This is a genomic window from Ferrigenium straubiae (assembly GCF_051257895.1).
Classification (GTDB): domain Bacteria; phylum Pseudomonadota; class Gammaproteobacteria; order Burkholderiales; family Gallionellaceae; genus Gallionella; species Gallionella straubiae.
On the sequence record NZ_CP194331.1, the window covers coordinates 1,816,189 to 1,833,790 of the forward strand.

The following is a 17,602-nucleotide window of genomic DNA, read 5'->3' on the forward strand; positions in this document are numbered from 1 at the left end:
GTTCCAGCCGGAATCGTCATCCGGGTAATAGCGCAATACTATTAAAAGGGACGAGCGGCCATGACTGACAATGTAGATCGCAGCAAGCGCAAGTTGTTGATCGCCGCCACGACCGCGGCAGGCGGAATTGCCGCAGCGGGAGCCGGCGCCCCATTCGTGCTGAGCCTGATGCCGAGTGAGCGCGCCAAGGCGGCCGGCGCCCCGGTTGAAGTGGACGTGAGCGGCATCGAGCCCGGCATGATGATCAGCGTCGAGTGGCAGGGCAAACCGGTGTGGATTGTGCGCCGCACCCCTGAAATGCTCGATCTGCTGGCCAGGCATGACGACAAACTGGTCGACCCGGATTCAACCGTCCCGCAGCAACCCGCATACTGCAAAAACCCCTACCGCTCCATCAAGCCCGAGTACCTTGTGGTGCTCGGTATCTGCACCCATCTGGGCTGCTCACCGACCTATCGCCCCGAGATTGCCCCGGTCGATCTGGGCAGGGACTGGGCGGGCGGCTGGTTCTGCCCCTGCCACGGCTCGCGCTTCGACCTGGCGGCACGCGTTTTCAAGGGCGTGCCCGCACCGACCAATTTGATCGTTCCGCCGCATAAATACCTCAGCGACGGGCGACTCCTCATCGGCGACGACAGCAAGGAGGCTGCATGACAGGCCTCCTGAAGAAACTGATCGGCTGGATCGACGACCGCTTTCCGCTCCTCTCGACCTACCGAGTGCATGTCTCGGAATACTATGCGCCGAAGAACTTCAATTTCTGGTATCTCTTCGGCTCGCTGGCGCTGCTGGTACTGGTGATCCAGATCGTGAGCGGTATCTTCCTAACCATGAGCTACAAGCCGGATGCGCTGTCTGCCTTTGCTTCCATCGAATACATCATGCGCGATGTGCAATGGGGCTGGCTGCTGCGCTACATCCATTCCACGGGCGCCTCGATGTTCTTCGTGGTGATTTACCTGCATATGTTCCGCGGCCTCATGTACGGCTCGTACCGCAAGCCGCGCGAATTGCTGTGGATCATCGGCGTAATCATTTACCTCCTGCTGATGGCCGAGGCGTTCATGGGCTATCTGCTGCCTTGGGGGCAGATGTCGTTCTGGGGCGCACAGGTTATCGTGAACCTCTTTTCCACCGTGCCCTTCGTCGGCCCGGACCTCGCGCTGCTGATTCGCGGCGATTACGTGGTTTCGGATGCCACGCTGAACCGCTTTTTCGCGCTGCACGTCATCGCGATCCCGCTGGTATTGCTGGGGATCGTGGTTGCACATCTCGTGGCGCTGCATGAAGTCGGCTCGAACAACCCGGACGGCATCGAAATCAAGAAACACAAAAATGCCAAAGGCAACCCGCTGGACAGCGTTGCCTTTCACCCTTATTACACGGTAAAAGACGGGGTCGGGGCGGTCGGCTTCCTGATCATCTTCTGCGCCATCATCTTCTTTGTTCCGGAAATGGGCGGCTACTTTCTGGAGACCAACAATTTCATCCCGGCCAATCCGATGAAGACGCCCGAGCACATCGCGCCGGTATGGTACTTCACCCCGTATTACGCCATCCTGCGCGCCATGCCGCCCCTGTTCGGTTCTCAATTTCCGGGCGTCATGGCGATGGGGGTGGCAACGGTGGTCTTCTTCTTCCTGCCCTGGCTGGATCGGGGCAAAGTCCGGTCGATCCGCTACCGCGGCCCGATTTTCAAGGCTTTCCTGGCAGCGTTCGTGGTCAGCTTCATCGGCCTCGGCTGGCTGGGGCTGATGCAGGCCACGCCACTGTATACCTGGATTTCCCGCGGGTTTGCCGCGGTGTACTTTGCCTTCTTCCTGCTGATGCCCTGGTACACCAGGATCGACAAGACCAGACCCGAGCCGGATCGCGTGACGTTTCCATAAAACGACAACGGAGACCCTCAACATGAAGGCCATCGGAAGATTATGGGTGCTGTGGTTGTTCTCGTTGCCGGCCATGGCCGGTGCAGCCGACATTCGCCTGGACAAGGCGCCGGTCGACCTGAAAGACCGGGTTTCGCTGCAACGCGGCGCAAAACTGTTCACCCTGTACTGCCTGAGCTGCCACAGCGCCTCCTACATGCGCTACAACCGGCTGAAAGATATCGGCATGAGTGAAGAGCAGATCAAGAAGGAGCTGCCCGAGGGCGCCAAGCTCGGCTCGACCATGCAGGCCTCCATGGACAAGGAAGCCGCCAGGCAAGTGTATGGCGTCACTCCTCCCGATCTCAGCGTAATTTCCCGCTCGCGGGGGCCGGACTGGATCTACACCTACTTGCGCAGCTTCTACGTGGATAGCAGCCGCCCAAGCGGCTGGAACAACCTGATCTTTCCGAATGTGGGGATGCCGAACATGCTGGCCGAACTGCAGGGCGAGCAGAGGCTGGTCGTCGAGAACCGCGAGGGGGGTGAAATCAGGAGGCTGGTGCTGGACAAACCCGGCTCGATGAAGCCTGCCGAATACGACGTGGCCATCGCCGATTTGACCAGTTACCTGGTATTCATGGGTGAACCCGTCAAGCTGGTGCGCTATAATCTCGGTTTTATCGTGCTGGGTTTCCTGTTCATCCTCTTCGCGCTGATTTACGCCTTGAAGAGAGAAATCTGGAAAGATATCCACTAAGTGCTTGAATTTCAGGGGCTGCTTGTGGTAGTTTCCCGGCTGTTTCGTTAAGTGCCATTATGGCGGGGCCGCTGGTCTCGCCTTTTGGCTTTTGTTTAACGGTTTTTTTCGATGGCAGGCTGTTTCTATGATGCGACTCTATTCGGGCACGACGTGCCCATATTCCCACCGTTGCCGGATCGTGCTGTACGAGAAGGGCATGGACTTTGAAGTGATCGACGTGGATCTGATGAACCGCGCCGAGGATATCGCGGCGATCAATCCGTATAATAAAGTGCCGGTTCTGGTCGAGCGCGACCTGATTCTGTATGAAGCCAACATCATCAACGAGTATATCGATGAACGCTTCCCGCACCCGCAACTGATGCCGCCGGATCCCGTCATGCGCGGCCGCGCCCGCTTGTTCCTGCACCGTTTCGAGCAGGAACTGTACAGCCAGGTGGACATCATAGAACAAGGCGGAAAAAACGCCGACAAGGCGCGTGCCGCAATTCGCGACAACCTGACCCAGCTTGCGCAGATACTTACCAAGCAGAAATTCCTGCTGGGTGACGAATTCTCCATGCTGGATGTGGCGATCGCTCCGTTGCTGTGGCGGCTCGACCGTTACGGCATCCAGATGGGCAAGGAAGCCGCGCCGCTGATGAAGTATGCCGAGCGGCTGTTTTCGCGCCAGGGCTTCATCGATGCGCTGACGCCCTCCGAAAGGGCGATGCGCAAGTGAGCGATTTGTCCACGCGCCCATACCTGATTCGTGCGATCTACGAATGGTGCGTGGATAGCGGCTTGACCCCCTATCTGGCGGTTCGCGTCGACGAGCGCACCGAGGTGCCGCAGGCTTTCGTCAAGGATGGCGAAATTGTGCTGAACCTCAGCGCGAGTGCGGTGCGCAACCTGGAAATGGGTAACGAGATAATTTCCTGCAACGGCCGTTTTGGCGGCGTGCCCTTCGATATCATGGTGCCTGTCGCAGCGGTCATCGGCATATTCGCCAAGGAAAACGGCCAAGGCTTGGTTTTCCAGGGCAACGACCCTGGAACACCGCCGCCGGCCGCAGCCGATACCGAGGACACGCCCAAGCCAAAACCTAAACCACACTTGAAGATAGTCAAATAGACTCTGCTTGGTGCAGGGTCGAATAAAAAAGCCACAGCAAGCTGCGGCTTTTTTATTTTTCGGATCAACCGTTAAACCGCGGCCAATGCCGCGTGCATTTTGCTCAGCGCCTTCTGCTCGATCTGGCGGATACGTTCGGCGGAAACATTGAACTCAGCCGCCAATTCGTGCAGGGTTGCAGCATCCCCTTCGCGCAACCAGCGCGCCTCGACGATACGGCGGCTGCGCTCATCCAGGGTGGACAGGGCATTCGCCAGACCGGACGTTTGCAGGCGCTCACGCTCAGCCGTTTCCAGAATATGTGACGGCTCGTGTTCCTCGCCATCGGCCAGATAGTGGATCGGCGCATAGCTTTCCTCGTCATCCCCACCAGCCGGTTCCAAGGCGACTTCATGGCCGGCGAAACGCGACTCCATCTCCGTCACATCGCGTTCGCTGACGTTGAGCTGCTGCGCAATTTCGCTGATTTGCTGCGGCTTGAGCGGCGCGAGACCCTGCTTCATGCTACGCAGATTGAAGAACAGCTTGCGCTGCGCCTTGGTGGTGGCAATTTTCACCAACCGCCAGTTACGTACGATGAACTCCTGGATTTCGGCACGTATCCAGTGCAGCGCAAACGACACCAGGCGCACCCTGCGCTCCGGGTCGTAGCGTTTCACCGCCTTCATCAGGCCAATATTGCCTTCCTGAATCAGGTCGGCCTGCGGCAACCCGTAGCCGGCATAGCCGCGCGCCACGCTGACCACCACGCGCAAGTGCGAAAGTACCAGATTGCGCGCGGCATCCAGATCATTCCCGTTCCTGAAGCGCGTCGCCAAGGCATACTCCTCCTCCTCGGACAACAGCGGAAAGCGGTTCACGGCTTGTATATAGCCTTCCAGACTGCCAACGGCGGACGGTACAGGCAAACTCATAATGGTATTCATGATGTTCCTCCTTCTTCAAATACTAGCACTCATAGGCCGAGAGTGCCAAGAGGAAAAGCTCCGGGATTTAAAGAGCCTCCCTCGGCAGGCCTGAGGCCCGGAGGAATCAGGCAAACAACTCCGCTTCGGCGAGCGGTTTACCTTGCGCATCCTTGGCGGAAACAGAAGGAGCAGCCTGAAATCGCCAATCGATCGCCAGCGCGGGATCGTCCCAGCGGATGCAGCGTTCGTGTTCCGGGCACCAGTAGTCCGTGGTCTTGTACAGAAATTCAGCCGTGTCCGAAAGCGCAACGAAGCCATGGGCAAAACCCTCCGGTATCCAGAGCATGCGCTTGTTGTCGGCGGACAGTTCCACCGCGACATGCCGCCCGAAAGTCGGCGAACCGCGGCGTATGTCCACCGCAACATCGAGCACCGTACCTTGCACCACGCGCACCAGTTTGCCTTGCGGGCGCTGTATCTGGTAGTGCAGGCCGCGCAGCACGTTTCTGGCCGAGCGCGAATGGTTGTCCTGCACAAAATCCGCATCGTGGCCCGTCAATTCGGCAAATTTGCGCCGATTGAAGCTTTCGTAGAAGAAGCCGCGTTCATCGCCAAATACCTGAGGTTCCATGATCAGCAGATCGGGAATGGTGGTCTGGATCGCTTTCATCCAGTTTAGCCCTTTTCTTTCAGCACCTGCATGAGGTAGCTGCCATAACCGCTCTTTAGCAACGGGGCGGCGAGCCTCTCTAGTTGCGCGGCGTCGATGAACCCCTGGCGGTAGGCAATCTCTTCCGGGCAGGCGATCTTCAGCCCCTGGCGATGCTCGATGGTCTGGATGAACTGGCTGGCTTCAAGCAGCGATTCATGTGTGCCGGTGTCCAGCCAGGCGTAGCCGCGCCCCATGATTTCGACGGACAGGCCGCCGCGTTCCAGGTAGATGCGGTTGACATCGGTGATTTCCAGTTCTCCGCGCGCGGAGGGCTTGAGGCCGGCAGCAATGTCCAGGATGCCGTTGTCGTAAAAATACAGGCCGGTGACCGCATAATTTGACTTGGGCTGCACCGGTTTTTCTTCCAGCGAAATCGCGCGTCCGTTGCCGTCAAATTTCACGACTCCGTAGCGCTGCGGGTCACGCACATGGTAGGCGAACACCGTTGCCCCGCTGTTTTGCTGCATTGCCCTTTTCAACTGCTCATGGAGCGCATGGCCGTAGAAGATGTTGTCGCCCAGCACCAGTGCGCAGGGATGATTGCCGATGAATTCCCGCCCGATGATGAAAGCCTGCGCCAGGCCTTCCGGTGCGGGTTGCACGGCATACTGCAGATTCAGCCCCCACGCGCTGCCGTCGCCCAGCAATTGCTCAAAGCGCGGCGTGTCCTGCGGCGTGGAGATAATCAAAATGTCGCGTATCCCGGCCATCATCAGGGTGGACAGCGGGTAGTAGATCATCGGCTTGTCGTAGATCGGCAGGAGTTGCTTGGACACCGCCAGGGTAACGGGATGCAGGCGCGTGCCGGAACCGCCTGCGAGAATGATGCCCTTGCGATTATTCATGGTTATTTTTCCAAAATTTCGGTAAGCATCCTGGTCACGCCATCCTGCCAATGCGGCATATTCAACCCGAAAGCCTGTTGCAGTTTATGGGTGTCCATGCGCGAGTTGTGCGGCCGCCTCGCCGGCGTAGGAAATGCGCTGGTGGGCACGGCCTGGATGGCATCCGGCGCGACCTTGAGCTGCATGCCTGCATGCCGTGCGTAGTCGATGACGAAGCTGGCGTAACCATGCCACGAGGTCTCACCTGCTGCAACCAGATGGTAGAGCCCGGCCAGTTCCAGCCGCTGCTGCGCGGCGCGGATTGCATGAGCGGTCACGTCGGCCAGCAGGTCCGCGCCGGTGGGCGCGCCGACCTGGTCGTCGATCACCTTGAGGCTGTCGCGCTCCTGCGCCAGTTTCAGCATGGTCCTGGCAAAGTTGCCGCCGCGCGCGCCATACACCCAGCTGGTGCGGAAAATCAGGTGCCGGCAGCCGGATTGCTGGATCAGTTGTTCGCCTTCGAGCTTGGTCGAACCGTAAACGCTGAGCGATGCGGGGGCGTCCGCCTCCCGCCAAGGGCGGTCGCCGCTGCCGTCGAACACATAATCGGTGGAATAATGGACCAGCCAGGCGTCGCCGCGCCTGGCCTCCTGCGCCAGCACGCCAGGCGCCTGCGCGTTGATGGCACGCACCAGCTCCGGCTCGCTCTCGGCCTTGTCCACCGCCGTATGGGCGGCAGCGTTGACGATCACGTCCGGCGCCACGGCGCGAATCGTGCGTGCAAGGCCGTCCGGATCGGTGAAGTCGCCGCACATCTCCCGGCTGTCTGCATCCAGCGCGATCAGCTCGCCCAGCGGCGCAAGGCTGCGCTGCAGTTCCCAGCCGACCTGTCCACCCTTTCCGAACAGGAGGATTTTCAATTGCCACGCCCCACGTAATTTTTTTCGACCCACTGCCGGTAGCTTCCGGACTGCACGTGGCTGACCCAGTCCGGGTTGTCGAGATACCACTGCACAGTCTTGCGGATGCCGGTCTCGAACGTCTCGGCAGGTTTCCAGCCCAGTTCACGCTCGATCTTGCGCGCGTCGATCGCGTAGCGGCGATCATGGCCGGGGCGGTCAGTGACGAAGGCGATCTGCTCGCGGTAGGACTTGCCGTCCGCGCGCGCGCGCAGTTCGTCGAGCAATGCACAGACGGTATGCACGATGTCGAGGTTGGCTTTCTCGTTCCAGCCGCCGATATTGTAGACCTCACCCACCTTGCCCTTTTCCAGCACACAGCGAATTGCCGCGCAGTGGTCCCTGACGTAGAGCCAGTCACGAATCTGCTGGCCGTCGCCGTACACCGGCAGCGGCTTGCCTGCGAGCGCATTGACGATCATCAGCGGGATGAGCTTCTCCGGAAAGTGATATGGGCCATAGTTGTTGGAACAATTGGTGGTGAGCACCGGCAGGCCGTAGGTATGGTGGTAAGCGCGCACCAGATGGTCGCTGGCGGCCTTGCTGGCCGAATAGGGACTGTTCGGCTCGTAGCGGTGCGTTTCGCTGAAGGCGGGATCGCCTTGGGCGAGCGAGCCGTACACTTCATCGGTGGAAACATGCAGGAAGCGGAAACCGGTCTTTTCCTCATCCGCCATGCCTGACCAGTAGGCACGCACCGCCTCGAGCAGGTGGAAGGTGCCGACGATGTTGGTCTGGATGAAATCTCCCGGTCCATGGATGGAGCGGTCCACATGGCTTTCCGCCGCGAAATTGACGACGGCGCGCGGGCGGTGTTGCGCCAGCAGCCCTGCCACCAACTCCGTGTCGCCGATGTCGCCGCGCACGAAAATGTGGCGCGGTTCGTCCCCAAGGGAGGCGAGATTTTCCAGGTTGCCCGCGTAGGTCAGCTTGTCCAGCCCGACGACGGCTTCGTCCTGCCGCGCAAACCAGTCCAGCACGAAGTTCGAGCCGATAAAGCCAGCGCTGCCGGTTACCAGAATCAAAATACCCCTCCTTGAGATCTGGTGAGTATGCACCAAAAGTGGCGCGATTATATTTGATGCGCCTGCCCATTCATATAGGCCACCCCATCCTCGCGCCCGAAAAACCGGCGGACGCATAAATGACAAGGCCGGCTTGCGCCGGCCCTTATCGTCCGCCCTGCCGCTAATCAGTGATGCTCGTGCCCGTGCGCCGCCTTGGCCGCCGTCGCAGGCATGCCGCTCAGCCTGGCGGGGTCGGTCTCGCCGTTAATGTTGATGACGTTGAGCCTGCCTGCGCCCTGTTTCATGTCGTCGGCAAAGTCGTACACCGCGCCCACCACCAGCAGCTCGCCGCTCTTCACTTTTTCTCCCCACTCCTTGAGCGCGGCGGCAACCTGGTTGTTGACGTTGGCTTTTACGCCATCGATGTTGGCGGAACCCTTGGCGATATTAATAGTGTCCAGTTCCTTCTTGATCGGCTCCTCAAGCGTGGAGTAGTCGCCGCCCGCTGCTGCAATCGCGCCACATTTGGAATGGCCGATAAAGATCAGCAGCGAGGAAGCCAGGTGGTTCACGCCGTACTGAACGGATCCTTTGGCGGTCGCGAGCTGGTTGCCGATGTTGCGGATCATGAACAGGTCGCCCTCGGGCGTCTTGTCGAGCATATTGGTGTGTACGCGCGAGTCGGAGCAGGTCACCACGGTGGCGCGTGGCTTCTGGCCCTTGGACAGTTCCTGGAAGAACGCCGCGCCCTTGGCGGCAGCATAGGCGTTCTGGTCGGCCTGGATTTCCTTGATGAAGGCTTGTGCCACGGCAGCATCACCGGCGTGGTGATCGCCGCTGGCATGGGCAAACATGGGCATGACAAATGCGGTGGCAGCCAGCAAGGCCGCGAGTTGCTTCTTGAACATACTTTTTTCTCCCCGAGACGGTTTTATATTGATCGGAATGCGTATGGAACGCCGGTGTGGTCTAACGGACCGGTGCCATTAAACGCGCGAACCCTACATCAGGATGACATCGTATTGTTCCTGGCCGTAAAGGGTCTCGACCTGCAGGGAAATCGGCTTGCCAATGAAGTCAGAAAGCATCGCCAGCGCCTGGGATTCCTCCTCCAGGAACAGGTCGATCACCTGCTGCGAGGCGAGAATGCGGTATTCGCGTGCGTTGAACTGGCGCGCCTCGCGCACGATTTCACGCAGGATCTCGTAGCACACGGTCTGCGCGGTCTTCACCTCCCCGCGTCCCTGGCAAGTCGGACAGGATTCGCACAGGACATGCGCCAGGCTCTCGCGGGTGCGCTTGCGCGTCATTTCCACCAGCCCCAGCGAGGAAAAACCGCTCACGCTGATGCGCGTATGGTCGCGCGCCAGCGCCTTCTTGAACTCCTCCAGCACCGCGTCGCGATGCTCCTCCGTGTCCATATCGATGAAATCGCAGATGATGATGCCGCCGAGGTTGCGCAGGCGCAGCTGCCGCGCGATGACCTGCGTGGCTTCCAGGTTGGTCTTGAAGATGGTGTCGTCGAAATTGCGCAGCCCGACAAAGCCGCCGGTATTCACGTCTATGGTGGTCAGCGCCTCGGTCTGGTCGATGATCAGGTAGCCGCCGGACTTGAGATCGACGCGCTTCGCCAGCGCGCGCTCGATTTCCTCCTCCACGCCGTACAGATCGAACAGCGGACGCGCGCCGGGATAGTGCTCCAGGCGATCCGTCGCGGCTGGGTTGTAGGCCTGCGCAAACTCCAGCATGCTCTGATAGGTGATGCGCGAATCCACCAGGATCCTGGTCGTGTCGTTGCCGACGAAATCGCGCAACACCCGCAGGCTGAGGTTGAGCTCCTGATACAGCAATTGCGGCGCGCTGGCGTTCTGCGCGGTGTTCTGCAGGTTATGCCAGAGCTTGTCGAGGTAGGTAATATCCGCCGGAAAATCCGGATCATCCGTCGCCTCCGTGACGGTGCGGATGATGTAGCCGCCCTGGTGTTCCGGCGGCAGCACGGCCTGCAGCCTAGCACGCAAGGCATCGCGCTGGGCTGCATTCTCGATGCGCTGCGACACGCCGATATGTGCCTCCTGCGGCAGATAAACCAGCAATCGCCCGGCGATGCTGATCTGCGTCGACAGCCGCGCGCCCTTGCTGCCGATGGGCTCTTTGATGACCTGCACCAGCAGGGCCTGGCCTTCGAAGAGGATTTTTTCGATCGGCTTGGGAATATCGCCGTTGTTGCTGTTTTCCCAGATGTCCGCCACATGCAGGAACGCCGAACGCTCCAGGCCGATGTCGACAAAGGCGGACTGCATGCCCGGCAACACGCGGCTGACCTTGCCGAGATAGACATTGCCGACGATGCCGCAACTGCTGCTGCGCTCGATATGCAGGTCCTGCACCACGCCAAGCTGCATCACCGCGACGCGGGTTTCCTGGGGGGTGACGTTGATCAGGATTTCTTCGCTCATGGTGTGGGATAGTCAAAGTGTTTCAATAATTGTACGGTTTCAAACAGCGGCAACCCCATCACGCCGGAATAGCTGCCGGCAATATGCTCGACGAACGCGCCGGCATATCCCTGGATGGCATAGCCGCCGGCCTTGTCCGTGTATTCGCGGGTGAGCAGGTAACGCTGGATGCGCTCCTCGTCGAGCGTTGCGAAACGCACCGTGGAAACGGAAAGTGCAGTCTCGACATGATCGCCGAGTGCGACCGCCACTGCGCTGAACACCTTGTGCTCGCAGCCGGAAAGCTGGCGCAGCATCTCGGCGGCATGTCCGGCGTTGTCCGGCTTGCCGAAAATCCTGTTATCCAACACGACGGTCGTATCGGCGGCCAACACCGGGAACGGCGGCAGGCTGCGCAGTTTCAGCGAGGCGTAGCCCGCTTCGGCCTTGGCACGGCAAACACGCTGCACGTATTCCTCCGGCGGCTCGCCGTCATGCGGCGTTTCATCCACATCCGGGTTGCGGTACGGGTCGGAACGCAACAGCAGCAGCTCGAAGTTGATGCCGATCTGCTTAAGCAATTCGCGACGGCGCGGGCTTTGCGAGGCCAGGTAGATGCGTGGTTGGATGATGGCCATAAGGCTTACTCAAGATAACCCAGGGTATTCACTCACGGTGATAGGGGTGATTGTGCAACAGACTATGCGCCCGATACAACTGCTCGGCAAGCAGCAGGCGCACGAAGGCATGCGGCAGGGTCAGCGCGGACAACGCCAGCAGTTGCTGCGCGGCCTGCTTGACCGACTCGTGCAGGCCGTCCGCACCGCCGATGATGAACGCCACGTCGCGCCCCTCGCGCATCCATTCCTGCATCTGCGCGGCGAGCTGCTTGGTGGTCGGTTGCGCGCCGCGCTCGTCCAGCGCGATGCGCAGGCTGCCCTGCGGTAGGGCGGCAAGAATGCGCTGCGCCTCCGCCTCCATGATCTGCGCGGTGTTCTTGCCGGTGCTGCGCGGCTCGGGCTTGATCTCCAGCAACTCGATCTTCGCTTCGCGCGGCATGCGCTTGGCATATTCGTTGAAGCCCGCCGTGATCCAGTCCGGCACCCGGTGCCCCACCGATACGATGAGCAGCTTCACGCTTTACTTCGGCGCCTTGGCCAGTTTCGGGCGCAACGCCTGCGCCTTGCTCCACAGTTCTTCGAGGTTGTAGTACTCGCGCACCGCGGGCTGCATGATGTGCACCAGCACCTCGCCGAGGTCGATCAGGATCCACTCGCCGCTGTCTTCGCCCTCGCGGCCGTACACCTGCGCACCCTGCTCCTTGAGCTTGACCACCACGTTGTCGGCAAGCGCCTTGGTCTGCCGTGTGGACTGGGCGCTGGCGATGACCATGCGCTCGAACATCGAGCTGAGCTTGCTGGTGTCGATCACGGTGATGTCGTTGGCCTTGATGTCTTCGAGCGCGGCAACGACGGCCTGGGTTTTTTTTTCGGTAGTCAGCATGGTTGGTATAGATGATGTTGATGAATGTAACCGGCCACCGCATCGGGCAGCAGATAGCGTATGGTACGGCCTTCCGCGACGCGGCGGCGGATGTCGGTGGCGGAGATTTCCAGCTTGGGAATGGCCAACTCGGCGATGCCGCCGCAAGGCTGTTGCGCCAGGACGTTTTCAGTGCACAGTCGCCGCTGGTAGTGCCGCTGCAATTCCGGCAAAGCGCCGTGAATGCGCTCCTCCAGCGTGAAGCCGGGCCGGTAGCCGACCACGATATGCGCCAGTTCGAACAGCTGCTCCCATTCGTGCCAGGTGTGCAGCTGCAGAAAGGCATCGCCGCCCATCAGCAGGCACAGCGGCTGCGCCGTCCCCAGTTCGGCGCGCAGTTCACGCAGCGTGTCCACCGTGTAGCACGGCGTGGTGCGATTGACTTCGCGCTCGTCCAGCACGAAAGCGGGCTGTCCGGTTATCGCCAGGCGTACCATCGCGCTGCGGTGCTGTGCGGACACTTGCGGCTTGCCGCGATGCGGCGGCGTACCGGCGGGAATGAAGCGGATTTCGCGGAAGTGCGCCAACTCCAGCATCTCCTCGGCGAGGCGGAGGTGCCCGAAATGAATCGGGTCAAACGTCCCGCCCAGGACGCCGATGGGGGCGACGCTCTTGTTGCTAGAAACCATAATCGGCCAAGGATAAACCTGGATTTGTAAGGGTGGAAATATGCGACTGGCCCGATTTTCCCATGCGCCTCCCTGGCGAACAACCTATTTCGTGCGGCTGCCGCTTATCCGCGATCATCCGCGGCCGATGAGTGCAGATTTTACAGCGCCAGGCGGCGGATATCCGCCAGCGTCTGCGACAGGCAGACGACGAAGCGCGCGGCGGCGGCGCCGTCGATCACGCGATGATCGTAGGACAGCGACAGCGGCAGCATCAGGCGTGGCACGAAACCGCCGTCCTTGTACACCGGTTTCATGCTGGAGCGCGACACGCCGAGGATAGCCACCTCCGGCGCGTTCACGATCGGCGTGAACGCCGTGCCACCGATGCCGCCGAGGCTGGAGATGGTGAAGCAGCCGCCCTGCATCTCGGCGGCGGAGAGCTTCTTGTCGCGCGCCCGCGCGCTGATCTCGCCGAGCTCACTGGCGAGTTGCACGATGCCCTTGCGGTCCACATCGCGCAGCACCGGCACCACCAGCCCTTCCGGCGTATCCACCGCCACGCCGATGTGGAAATACTTTTTCAGCACCAGGTTCTCTCCGCTCGCATCAAGCGAGGCGTTGAACTCGGGGTATTGCTGCAGTGCCTCCACCACGACCTTGAGGAAAAAGGCCAGCGGCGTGATCTTGACGCCCTGCTTGGCATATTCCTCGTTCAGCTGCTTGCGCCATACTTCCAACTCGGTGATGTCGGCCTCATCGAACTGCGTGACATGCGGAATGCTCACCCAGTTGCGATGCAAATAGGGGCCGGACAGTTTCCTGATGCGCGACAGCGGCCTGTTTTCGATTGCGCCGAAGGCGGCGAAATCCACCTCCGGCATGGGAAGAACCTGCAGACCGCCTGCGCCGCGCGGCTGCGCGAGCGCAGCCTTGACGAAGCCCTGTACGTCTTCCTGGGTGACGCGGCCCTTCTGCCCGCTGCCCTTCACCTGCGCCAAATCCACACCAAATTCGCGCGCGAAGCGGCGGATCGCGGGGCTGGCGTGCGCTTTTACCCCATCCCCACCCCGGCCCTCCACTTGAAGGGGAGGGTGCAAAGAAGGTGCGGCGGCTGGCTCGCCCCCCATCAAGGGGGGAGTTGGAGGGGGAATAAGGATAGTGCTCCCCAATGAATTTTTTGTAGGCAAAGAAGCATGATCTGCGCCAGGTAAAAGCGCTGCCGTATCGCCGCTTTCCAGCAGCAGAATCAGCGAGCCTTGCGATACCTTGTCGCCTGCCTTGATTTTTACCTCTTGCACTACGCCCGCGAACGGTGACGGCACGTCCATCGTCGCCTTGTCGGTCTCCAGGGTGATGATGCCCTCTTCCGCCTCGATCGTATCTCCCGCCTTAACCAGCACATCGATGACGCTCACATCCTTGAAGTTGCCGATGTCCGGCACGACCACCTCGATAATTTCTGTCATGTCGCCCCCTTATGCGGTGACCGGGTTGGGCCTGTCCGGATCGATCTGGTACAACTTGATCGCCCTGCTTACCTCACCTTTGCCGATTGCGCCCTCGTCGGCCAGCGCCTTGAGCGCCGCGACGGCGACATGGCCGCGATCCACCTCGAAGAAGCGGCGCAGCTTCTCGCGCGTATCCGAGCGGCCGAAACCGTCCGTGCCCAGCACGGTATAGTGTGCCGGCACGAAAGCGCGGATCTGATCGGCGTAGCTCTTGAGGTAATCGGTCGCGGCAATCACCGGACCGCTGCGCCCGGCGAAGCATAGCTCGACATAACTGACGCGCGGCTCGTCCTCGGGATGCAACCGGTTCCAGCGTTCGCGGTCCAGCCCATCGCGGCGCAGTTCGTTGAAGCTGGTCACGCTCCAGATGTCGGCAGCCACGCCGAAGTCCTTCTCCAGCAACTCCGCCGCCGCGATGACCTCGCGCAAAATCGCCCCGCTCCCCAGCAACTGCACCACCAGTTTTTTTCCCTCCCCCTTGTGCGAAGGGGTAACGGCGGAGCCGTTGGGTACCACTCGGCCTCCTCCTTGCGAGGGCTCCCTTTCCCCTTCCCTGAAGAGGTACATTCCCCTGACGATGCCCTCCTCCGCGCCCTCCGGCATCGCCGGATGCGCGTAGTTCTCGTTCATCACCGTGATGTAATAAAAGCGGTTCTCCTGCTCTACGTACATGCGGCGCAGGCCGTCGTGAAGAATTACCGCCAGTTCGTAGGCGAAGGCCGGGTCGTAGGCCACGCAGTTCGGGATGGTCGCCGCTGCCAGGTGGCTGTGCCCGTCCTGGTGCTGTAACCCCTCGCCGTTCAGCGTGGTGCGCCCCGCGGTACCGCCGAGCAGGAAGCCGCGCGCGCACATGTCGCCCGCCGCCCAAGCCAGGTCGCCGATGCGCTGGAAGCCGAACATCGAGTAATAGATGTAGAACGGAATCGTCGCTGCACTATGGTTTGCGTAAGAGGTCGCGGCTGCGATCCACGAGGACATCGCCCCCGCCTCGTTGATGCCCTCCTGCAGGATCTGGCCGTGCTCGTCCTCCTTGTAGAACATCAGCTGCTCGGCGTCCTGCGGTGTATAGAGCTGCCCAACCTGCGAGAAGATGCCGATCTGGCGGAACAGCCCCTCCATGCCGAAGGTGCGCGATTCGTCCGGCACGATCGGCACGACCAGCCTGCCGATGTTCGAATCCTTGATGAGGATGCCGAGCAGGCGCACAAACGCCATGGTGGTGGAAATCTCGCGCTCTTCGGTGCCCTTGAGCAGCACCTCGAACGCCTCCAGTCCCGGTATCTTCAGCGGCTCGCCGGCCGGATTGCGCGCAGGCACCGTGCCCAGTTCCTCGATGCGATTCCTGAGATATTTCATCTCCAGGCTGTCCTCGGGCGGGCGGCAGAAATCCAGGCTTTCCACCTGCGCATCGGTCAACGGGATGTTGAAGCGGTCGCGGAATTGGCGCAGCGAATCGATATCCATTTTCTTCTGCTGGTGAGTCGGGTTCTGCGCCTCGCCGGATGCGCCCATGCCGTAACCCTTCACCGTCTTGGCGAGGATCACTGTCGGCTGGCCGGTGTGTTTCGCCGCCTCCGCATAGGCCGCGTACACTTTATAGGGGTCGTGCCCGCCGCGGTTCAGCCGCCAGATTTCGTCATCGGACATGTCCGCGACCATCTCCAGCAACTCCGGATACTTGCCGAAGAAGTGCTGGCGCACGTAGGCGCCATCGCGCGCCTTGTAGGTCTGGTAGTCGCCGTCCACCGCCTCCTCCATGCGTTTTTGCAGCAGGCCGTTCTTGTCCTTGGTGAACAGCCGGTCCCAGTGCCGGCCCCACACCACCTTGATGACGTTCCAGCCCGCGCCGCGGAACACGCCCTCCAGTTCCTGGATGATCTTGCCGTTGCCGCGCACCGGGCCGTCGAGCCGCTGCAGGTTGCAGTTCACGACAAAGATCAGGTTGTCGAGCTTCTCGCGCCCCGCGAGCGAGATCGCGCCGAGCGATTCCGGTTCGTCGGTCTCGCCGTCGCCGAGGAAGGCCCATACCTTGCGGGCACTGGTCTGCGCGATGCCGCGATGCTCCAGGTAGCGCATGAAGCGTGCCTGGTAGATCGCCATCAGCGGCCCCAGCCCCATCGATACGGTGGAGAACTGCCAGAAGTCCGGCATCAGCCATGGGTGCGGATAGGACGATAGACCGCCGCCTTCCGACTCCTGGCGGAATTTGCGCATCCGCTCCTCATCGATGCGCCCCTCGAGGAAGGCGCGCGCATACATGCCCGGCGAGGAGTGGCCCTGGAAATACACCAGGTCGCCGCCGTGGGTCTCGGTCCTGCCGTGGAAGAAATGGTTGAAGCCCACGTCGTACAGCGTGGCCGCCGAGGCGAAGGTGGCGATATGCCCGCCCAGCCCAGAGAATTCGCGGTTTGCGTTCAGCACCAGCGCCGTCGCGTTCCAGCGCGTGAGCGCGCGGATATGGTGCTCCATCTCGTGGTCGCCAGCAGAACGCTGCTCCTGATCCGGCGGGATGGTGTTGCAATAGGGAGTGGTTGCGCTGAACGGCATGCCGGCGCCGGCCTTGCGAGCCTTGCCGGTCAGTTGTTCGAGCAGGAAATGTGCGCGTTCCGCACCCTCGTTTTCCAGCACCGACGCGAGTGCGTCCAGCCACTCCTGCGTTTCCTGTGGATCGGAATCGGGCGGGTCTTGATCGGGTAAAGATGACATCTTTCACCTCCGATATTGCCGCAACACCAGTTTTGAAATGCTACTTGATACGCCCTTGAGCCGCGCAGTCTATGGTTTCCCGCTCGGTGACGATCCATTCGACCTTGATGTCGGTCGCCTCCTGCGGGAGGGCATCGACGATCTGCAACGCAAATGCCGCAGCTACCAGTATAGGCCGTTGCGCCATGCCTGCAAGCAGCTTGTCGTAAAACCCGCCGCCGTAACCCAGCCGTGCGCCGTCGCGGGTGAAAGTCACCCCCGGCAGCAGCGCAAATTCTACCTCATCTGGATTGTTCAGCCGCTCGCAGCGCTCAACAACCGGCTCGCGTATCCCCCACAGACCAGGCGCAAGCTGGTTCTCAAGATCATCCACCCAGTACAGGTCGAGGTGGTTGGTGTGGCGGTTCACCTTGGGCAACGCGAGCCGCTTGCCTTCCGCCAGCGCACGCTCCACCCAGAGCGAGCTTTCGAATTCCGCGCCGAAGTTCATGTAGCCCAGCACCGCCCCGGCCTGCCGGTACTCCGGCAGCTGCAGCAGACGCTCGGTGATCGCCGCGCTGTGTGCAGCGCGGGTATCGGCGAGAAGCTGCTCACGTAGGGACAGCGTGCTCTTGCGGATGGCTTGCTTGAGCGAGCCGTGCACAGG

General features: G+C 61.1%; 19 protein-coding genes. 5 read left to right on the forward strand and 14 right to left on the reverse strand.

Translation table 11 applies throughout. From position 1 onward, the window contains the following. The first annotated feature begins 60 nt into the window (after window positions 1-60). From petA to ACRRNM_RS08780, 5 genes are all read left to right on the forward strand, one after another. The gene (gene petA, locus ACRRNM_RS08760) at window positions 61-654 is read left to right on the forward strand and encodes a ubiquinol-cytochrome c reductase iron-sulfur subunit (protein WP_435627848.1); all 594 of its coding nucleotides are present in this window, start codon (window positions 61-63) and stop codon (window positions 652-654) included. Further along, on the forward strand, window positions 651-1,889 hold the full coding sequence (locus ACRRNM_RS08765) for a cytochrome b (RefSeq protein ID WP_435627849.1): 1,239 nt from the start codon (window positions 651-653) through the stop codon (window positions 1,887-1,889). The genes petA and ACRRNM_RS08765 overlap by 4 nt, the downstream gene beginning before the upstream one ends. Before the next feature lie 22 nt (window positions 1,890-1,911). Further along, entirely contained in the window at window positions 1,912-2,628 is a 717-nt protein-coding gene (locus ACRRNM_RS08770) for a cytochrome c1 (RefSeq protein ID WP_435627850.1), read from the forward strand. 127 nt (window positions 2,629-2,755) lie between these two features. Beyond that, the gene (locus ACRRNM_RS08775) at window positions 2,756-3,352 is read left to right on the forward strand and encodes a glutathione S-transferase N-terminal domain-containing protein (protein WP_435627851.1); all 597 of its coding nucleotides are present in this window, start codon (window positions 2,756-2,758) and stop codon (window positions 3,350-3,352) included. After that, window positions 3,349-3,744, forward strand: a complete 396-nt coding sequence (locus ACRRNM_RS08780; protein ID WP_435627852.1) for a ClpXP protease specificity-enhancing factor — start codon at window positions 3,349-3,351, stop codon at window positions 3,742-3,744. The genes ACRRNM_RS08775 and ACRRNM_RS08780 overlap by 4 nt, the downstream gene beginning before the upstream one ends. A 71-nt stretch (window positions 3,745-3,815) precedes the next feature. Here ACRRNM_RS08780 and rpoH read toward each other — a convergent pair whose 3' ends face one another. From rpoH to ACRRNM_RS08850, 14 genes are all read right to left on the reverse strand, one after another. Beyond that, a complete protein-coding gene (gene rpoH / locus ACRRNM_RS08785; protein ID WP_435627853.1) occupies window positions 3,816-4,670 on the reverse strand; it encodes an RNA polymerase sigma factor RpoH in 855 nt (284 codons plus the stop codon). Window positions 4,671-4,776: 106 nt separating this feature from the next. After that, complete coding sequence (gene rfbC, locus ACRRNM_RS08790; RefSeq protein ID WP_435627854.1) at window positions 4,777-5,322, reverse strand: dTDP-4-dehydrorhamnose 3,5-epimerase; 546 nt, start codon at window positions 5,320-5,322, stop codon at window positions 4,777-4,779. 5 nt (window positions 5,323-5,327) lie between these two features. Beyond that, window positions 5,328-6,209 (reverse strand): glucose-1-phosphate thymidylyltransferase RfbA, encoded by an 882-nt coding sequence (gene rfbA, locus ACRRNM_RS08795; RefSeq protein ID WP_435627855.1) that lies wholly within the window; start codon window positions 6,207-6,209, stop codon window positions 5,328-5,330. Between the two features lie 2 nt (window positions 6,210-6,211). Continuing rightward, window positions 6,212-7,108, reverse strand: a complete 897-nt coding sequence (gene rfbD, locus ACRRNM_RS08800) for a dTDP-4-dehydrorhamnose reductase (protein WP_435627856.1) — start codon at window positions 7,106-7,108, stop codon at window positions 6,212-6,214. Further along, on the reverse strand, window positions 7,105-8,175 hold the full coding sequence (gene rfbB, locus ACRRNM_RS08805; RefSeq protein WP_435628663.1) for a dTDP-glucose 4,6-dehydratase: 1,071 nt from the start codon (window positions 8,173-8,175) through the stop codon (window positions 7,105-7,107). Before rfbB ends, rfbD begins: the two co-directional genes overlap by 4 nt. A gap of 164 nt (window positions 8,176-8,339) precedes the next feature. After that, window positions 8,340-9,062, reverse strand: coding sequence for a carbonic anhydrase (locus ACRRNM_RS08810; RefSeq protein ID WP_435627857.1), 723 nt, complete (start codon window positions 9,060-9,062; stop codon window positions 8,340-8,342). Between the two features lie 93 nt (window positions 9,063-9,155). After that, the gene (rng, locus tag ACRRNM_RS08815) at window positions 9,156-10,610 is read right to left on the reverse strand and encodes a ribonuclease G (RefSeq protein WP_435627858.1); all 1,455 of its coding nucleotides are present in this window, start codon (window positions 10,608-10,610) and stop codon (window positions 9,156-9,158) included. Next, a complete protein-coding gene (locus ACRRNM_RS08820) occupies window positions 10,607-11,227 on the reverse strand; it encodes a Maf family protein (protein WP_435627859.1) in 621 nt (206 codons plus the stop codon). The genes rng and ACRRNM_RS08820 overlap by 4 nt, the downstream gene beginning before the upstream one ends. Window positions 11,228-11,255: 28 nt before the next feature. Next, window positions 11,256-11,726 carry a 23S rRNA (pseudouridine(1915)-N(3))-methyltransferase RlmH gene (gene rlmH, locus ACRRNM_RS08825; RefSeq protein ID WP_435627860.1) on the reverse strand — a complete coding sequence of 157 codons (471 nt, stop codon included), beginning with the start codon at window positions 11,724-11,726 and terminating at the stop codon, window positions 11,256-11,258. 3 nt (window positions 11,727-11,729) lie between these two features. Next, window positions 11,730-12,092, reverse strand: a complete 363-nt coding sequence (gene rsfS, locus ACRRNM_RS08830) for a ribosome silencing factor (protein ID WP_435627861.1) — start codon at window positions 12,090-12,092, stop codon at window positions 11,730-11,732. Further along, on the reverse strand, window positions 12,086-12,760 hold the full coding sequence (nadD, locus tag ACRRNM_RS08835; RefSeq protein ID WP_435627862.1) for a nicotinate-nucleotide adenylyltransferase: 675 nt from the start codon (window positions 12,758-12,760) through the stop codon (window positions 12,086-12,088). The genes rsfS and nadD overlap by 7 nt, the downstream gene beginning before the upstream one ends. A 140-nt stretch (window positions 12,761-12,900) precedes the next feature. Continuing rightward, window positions 12,901-14,208 (reverse strand): dihydrolipoyllysine-residue acetyltransferase, encoded by a 1,308-nt coding sequence (aceF, locus tag ACRRNM_RS08840; protein WP_435627863.1) that lies wholly within the window; start codon window positions 14,206-14,208, stop codon window positions 12,901-12,903. A gap of 9 nt (window positions 14,209-14,217) precedes the next feature. Further along, on the reverse strand, window positions 14,218-16,956 hold the full coding sequence (gene aceE / locus ACRRNM_RS08845) for a pyruvate dehydrogenase (acetyl-transferring), homodimeric type (protein ID WP_435627864.1): 2,739 nt from the start codon (window positions 16,954-16,956) through the stop codon (window positions 14,218-14,220). Between the two features lie 40 nt (window positions 16,957-16,996). After that, on the reverse strand, window positions 16,997-17,599 hold the full coding sequence (locus tag ACRRNM_RS08850) for a 5-formyltetrahydrofolate cyclo-ligase (RefSeq protein ID WP_435627865.1): 603 nt from the start codon (window positions 17,597-17,599) through the stop codon (window positions 16,997-16,999). Window positions 17,600-17,602 lie beyond the last annotated feature (3 nt).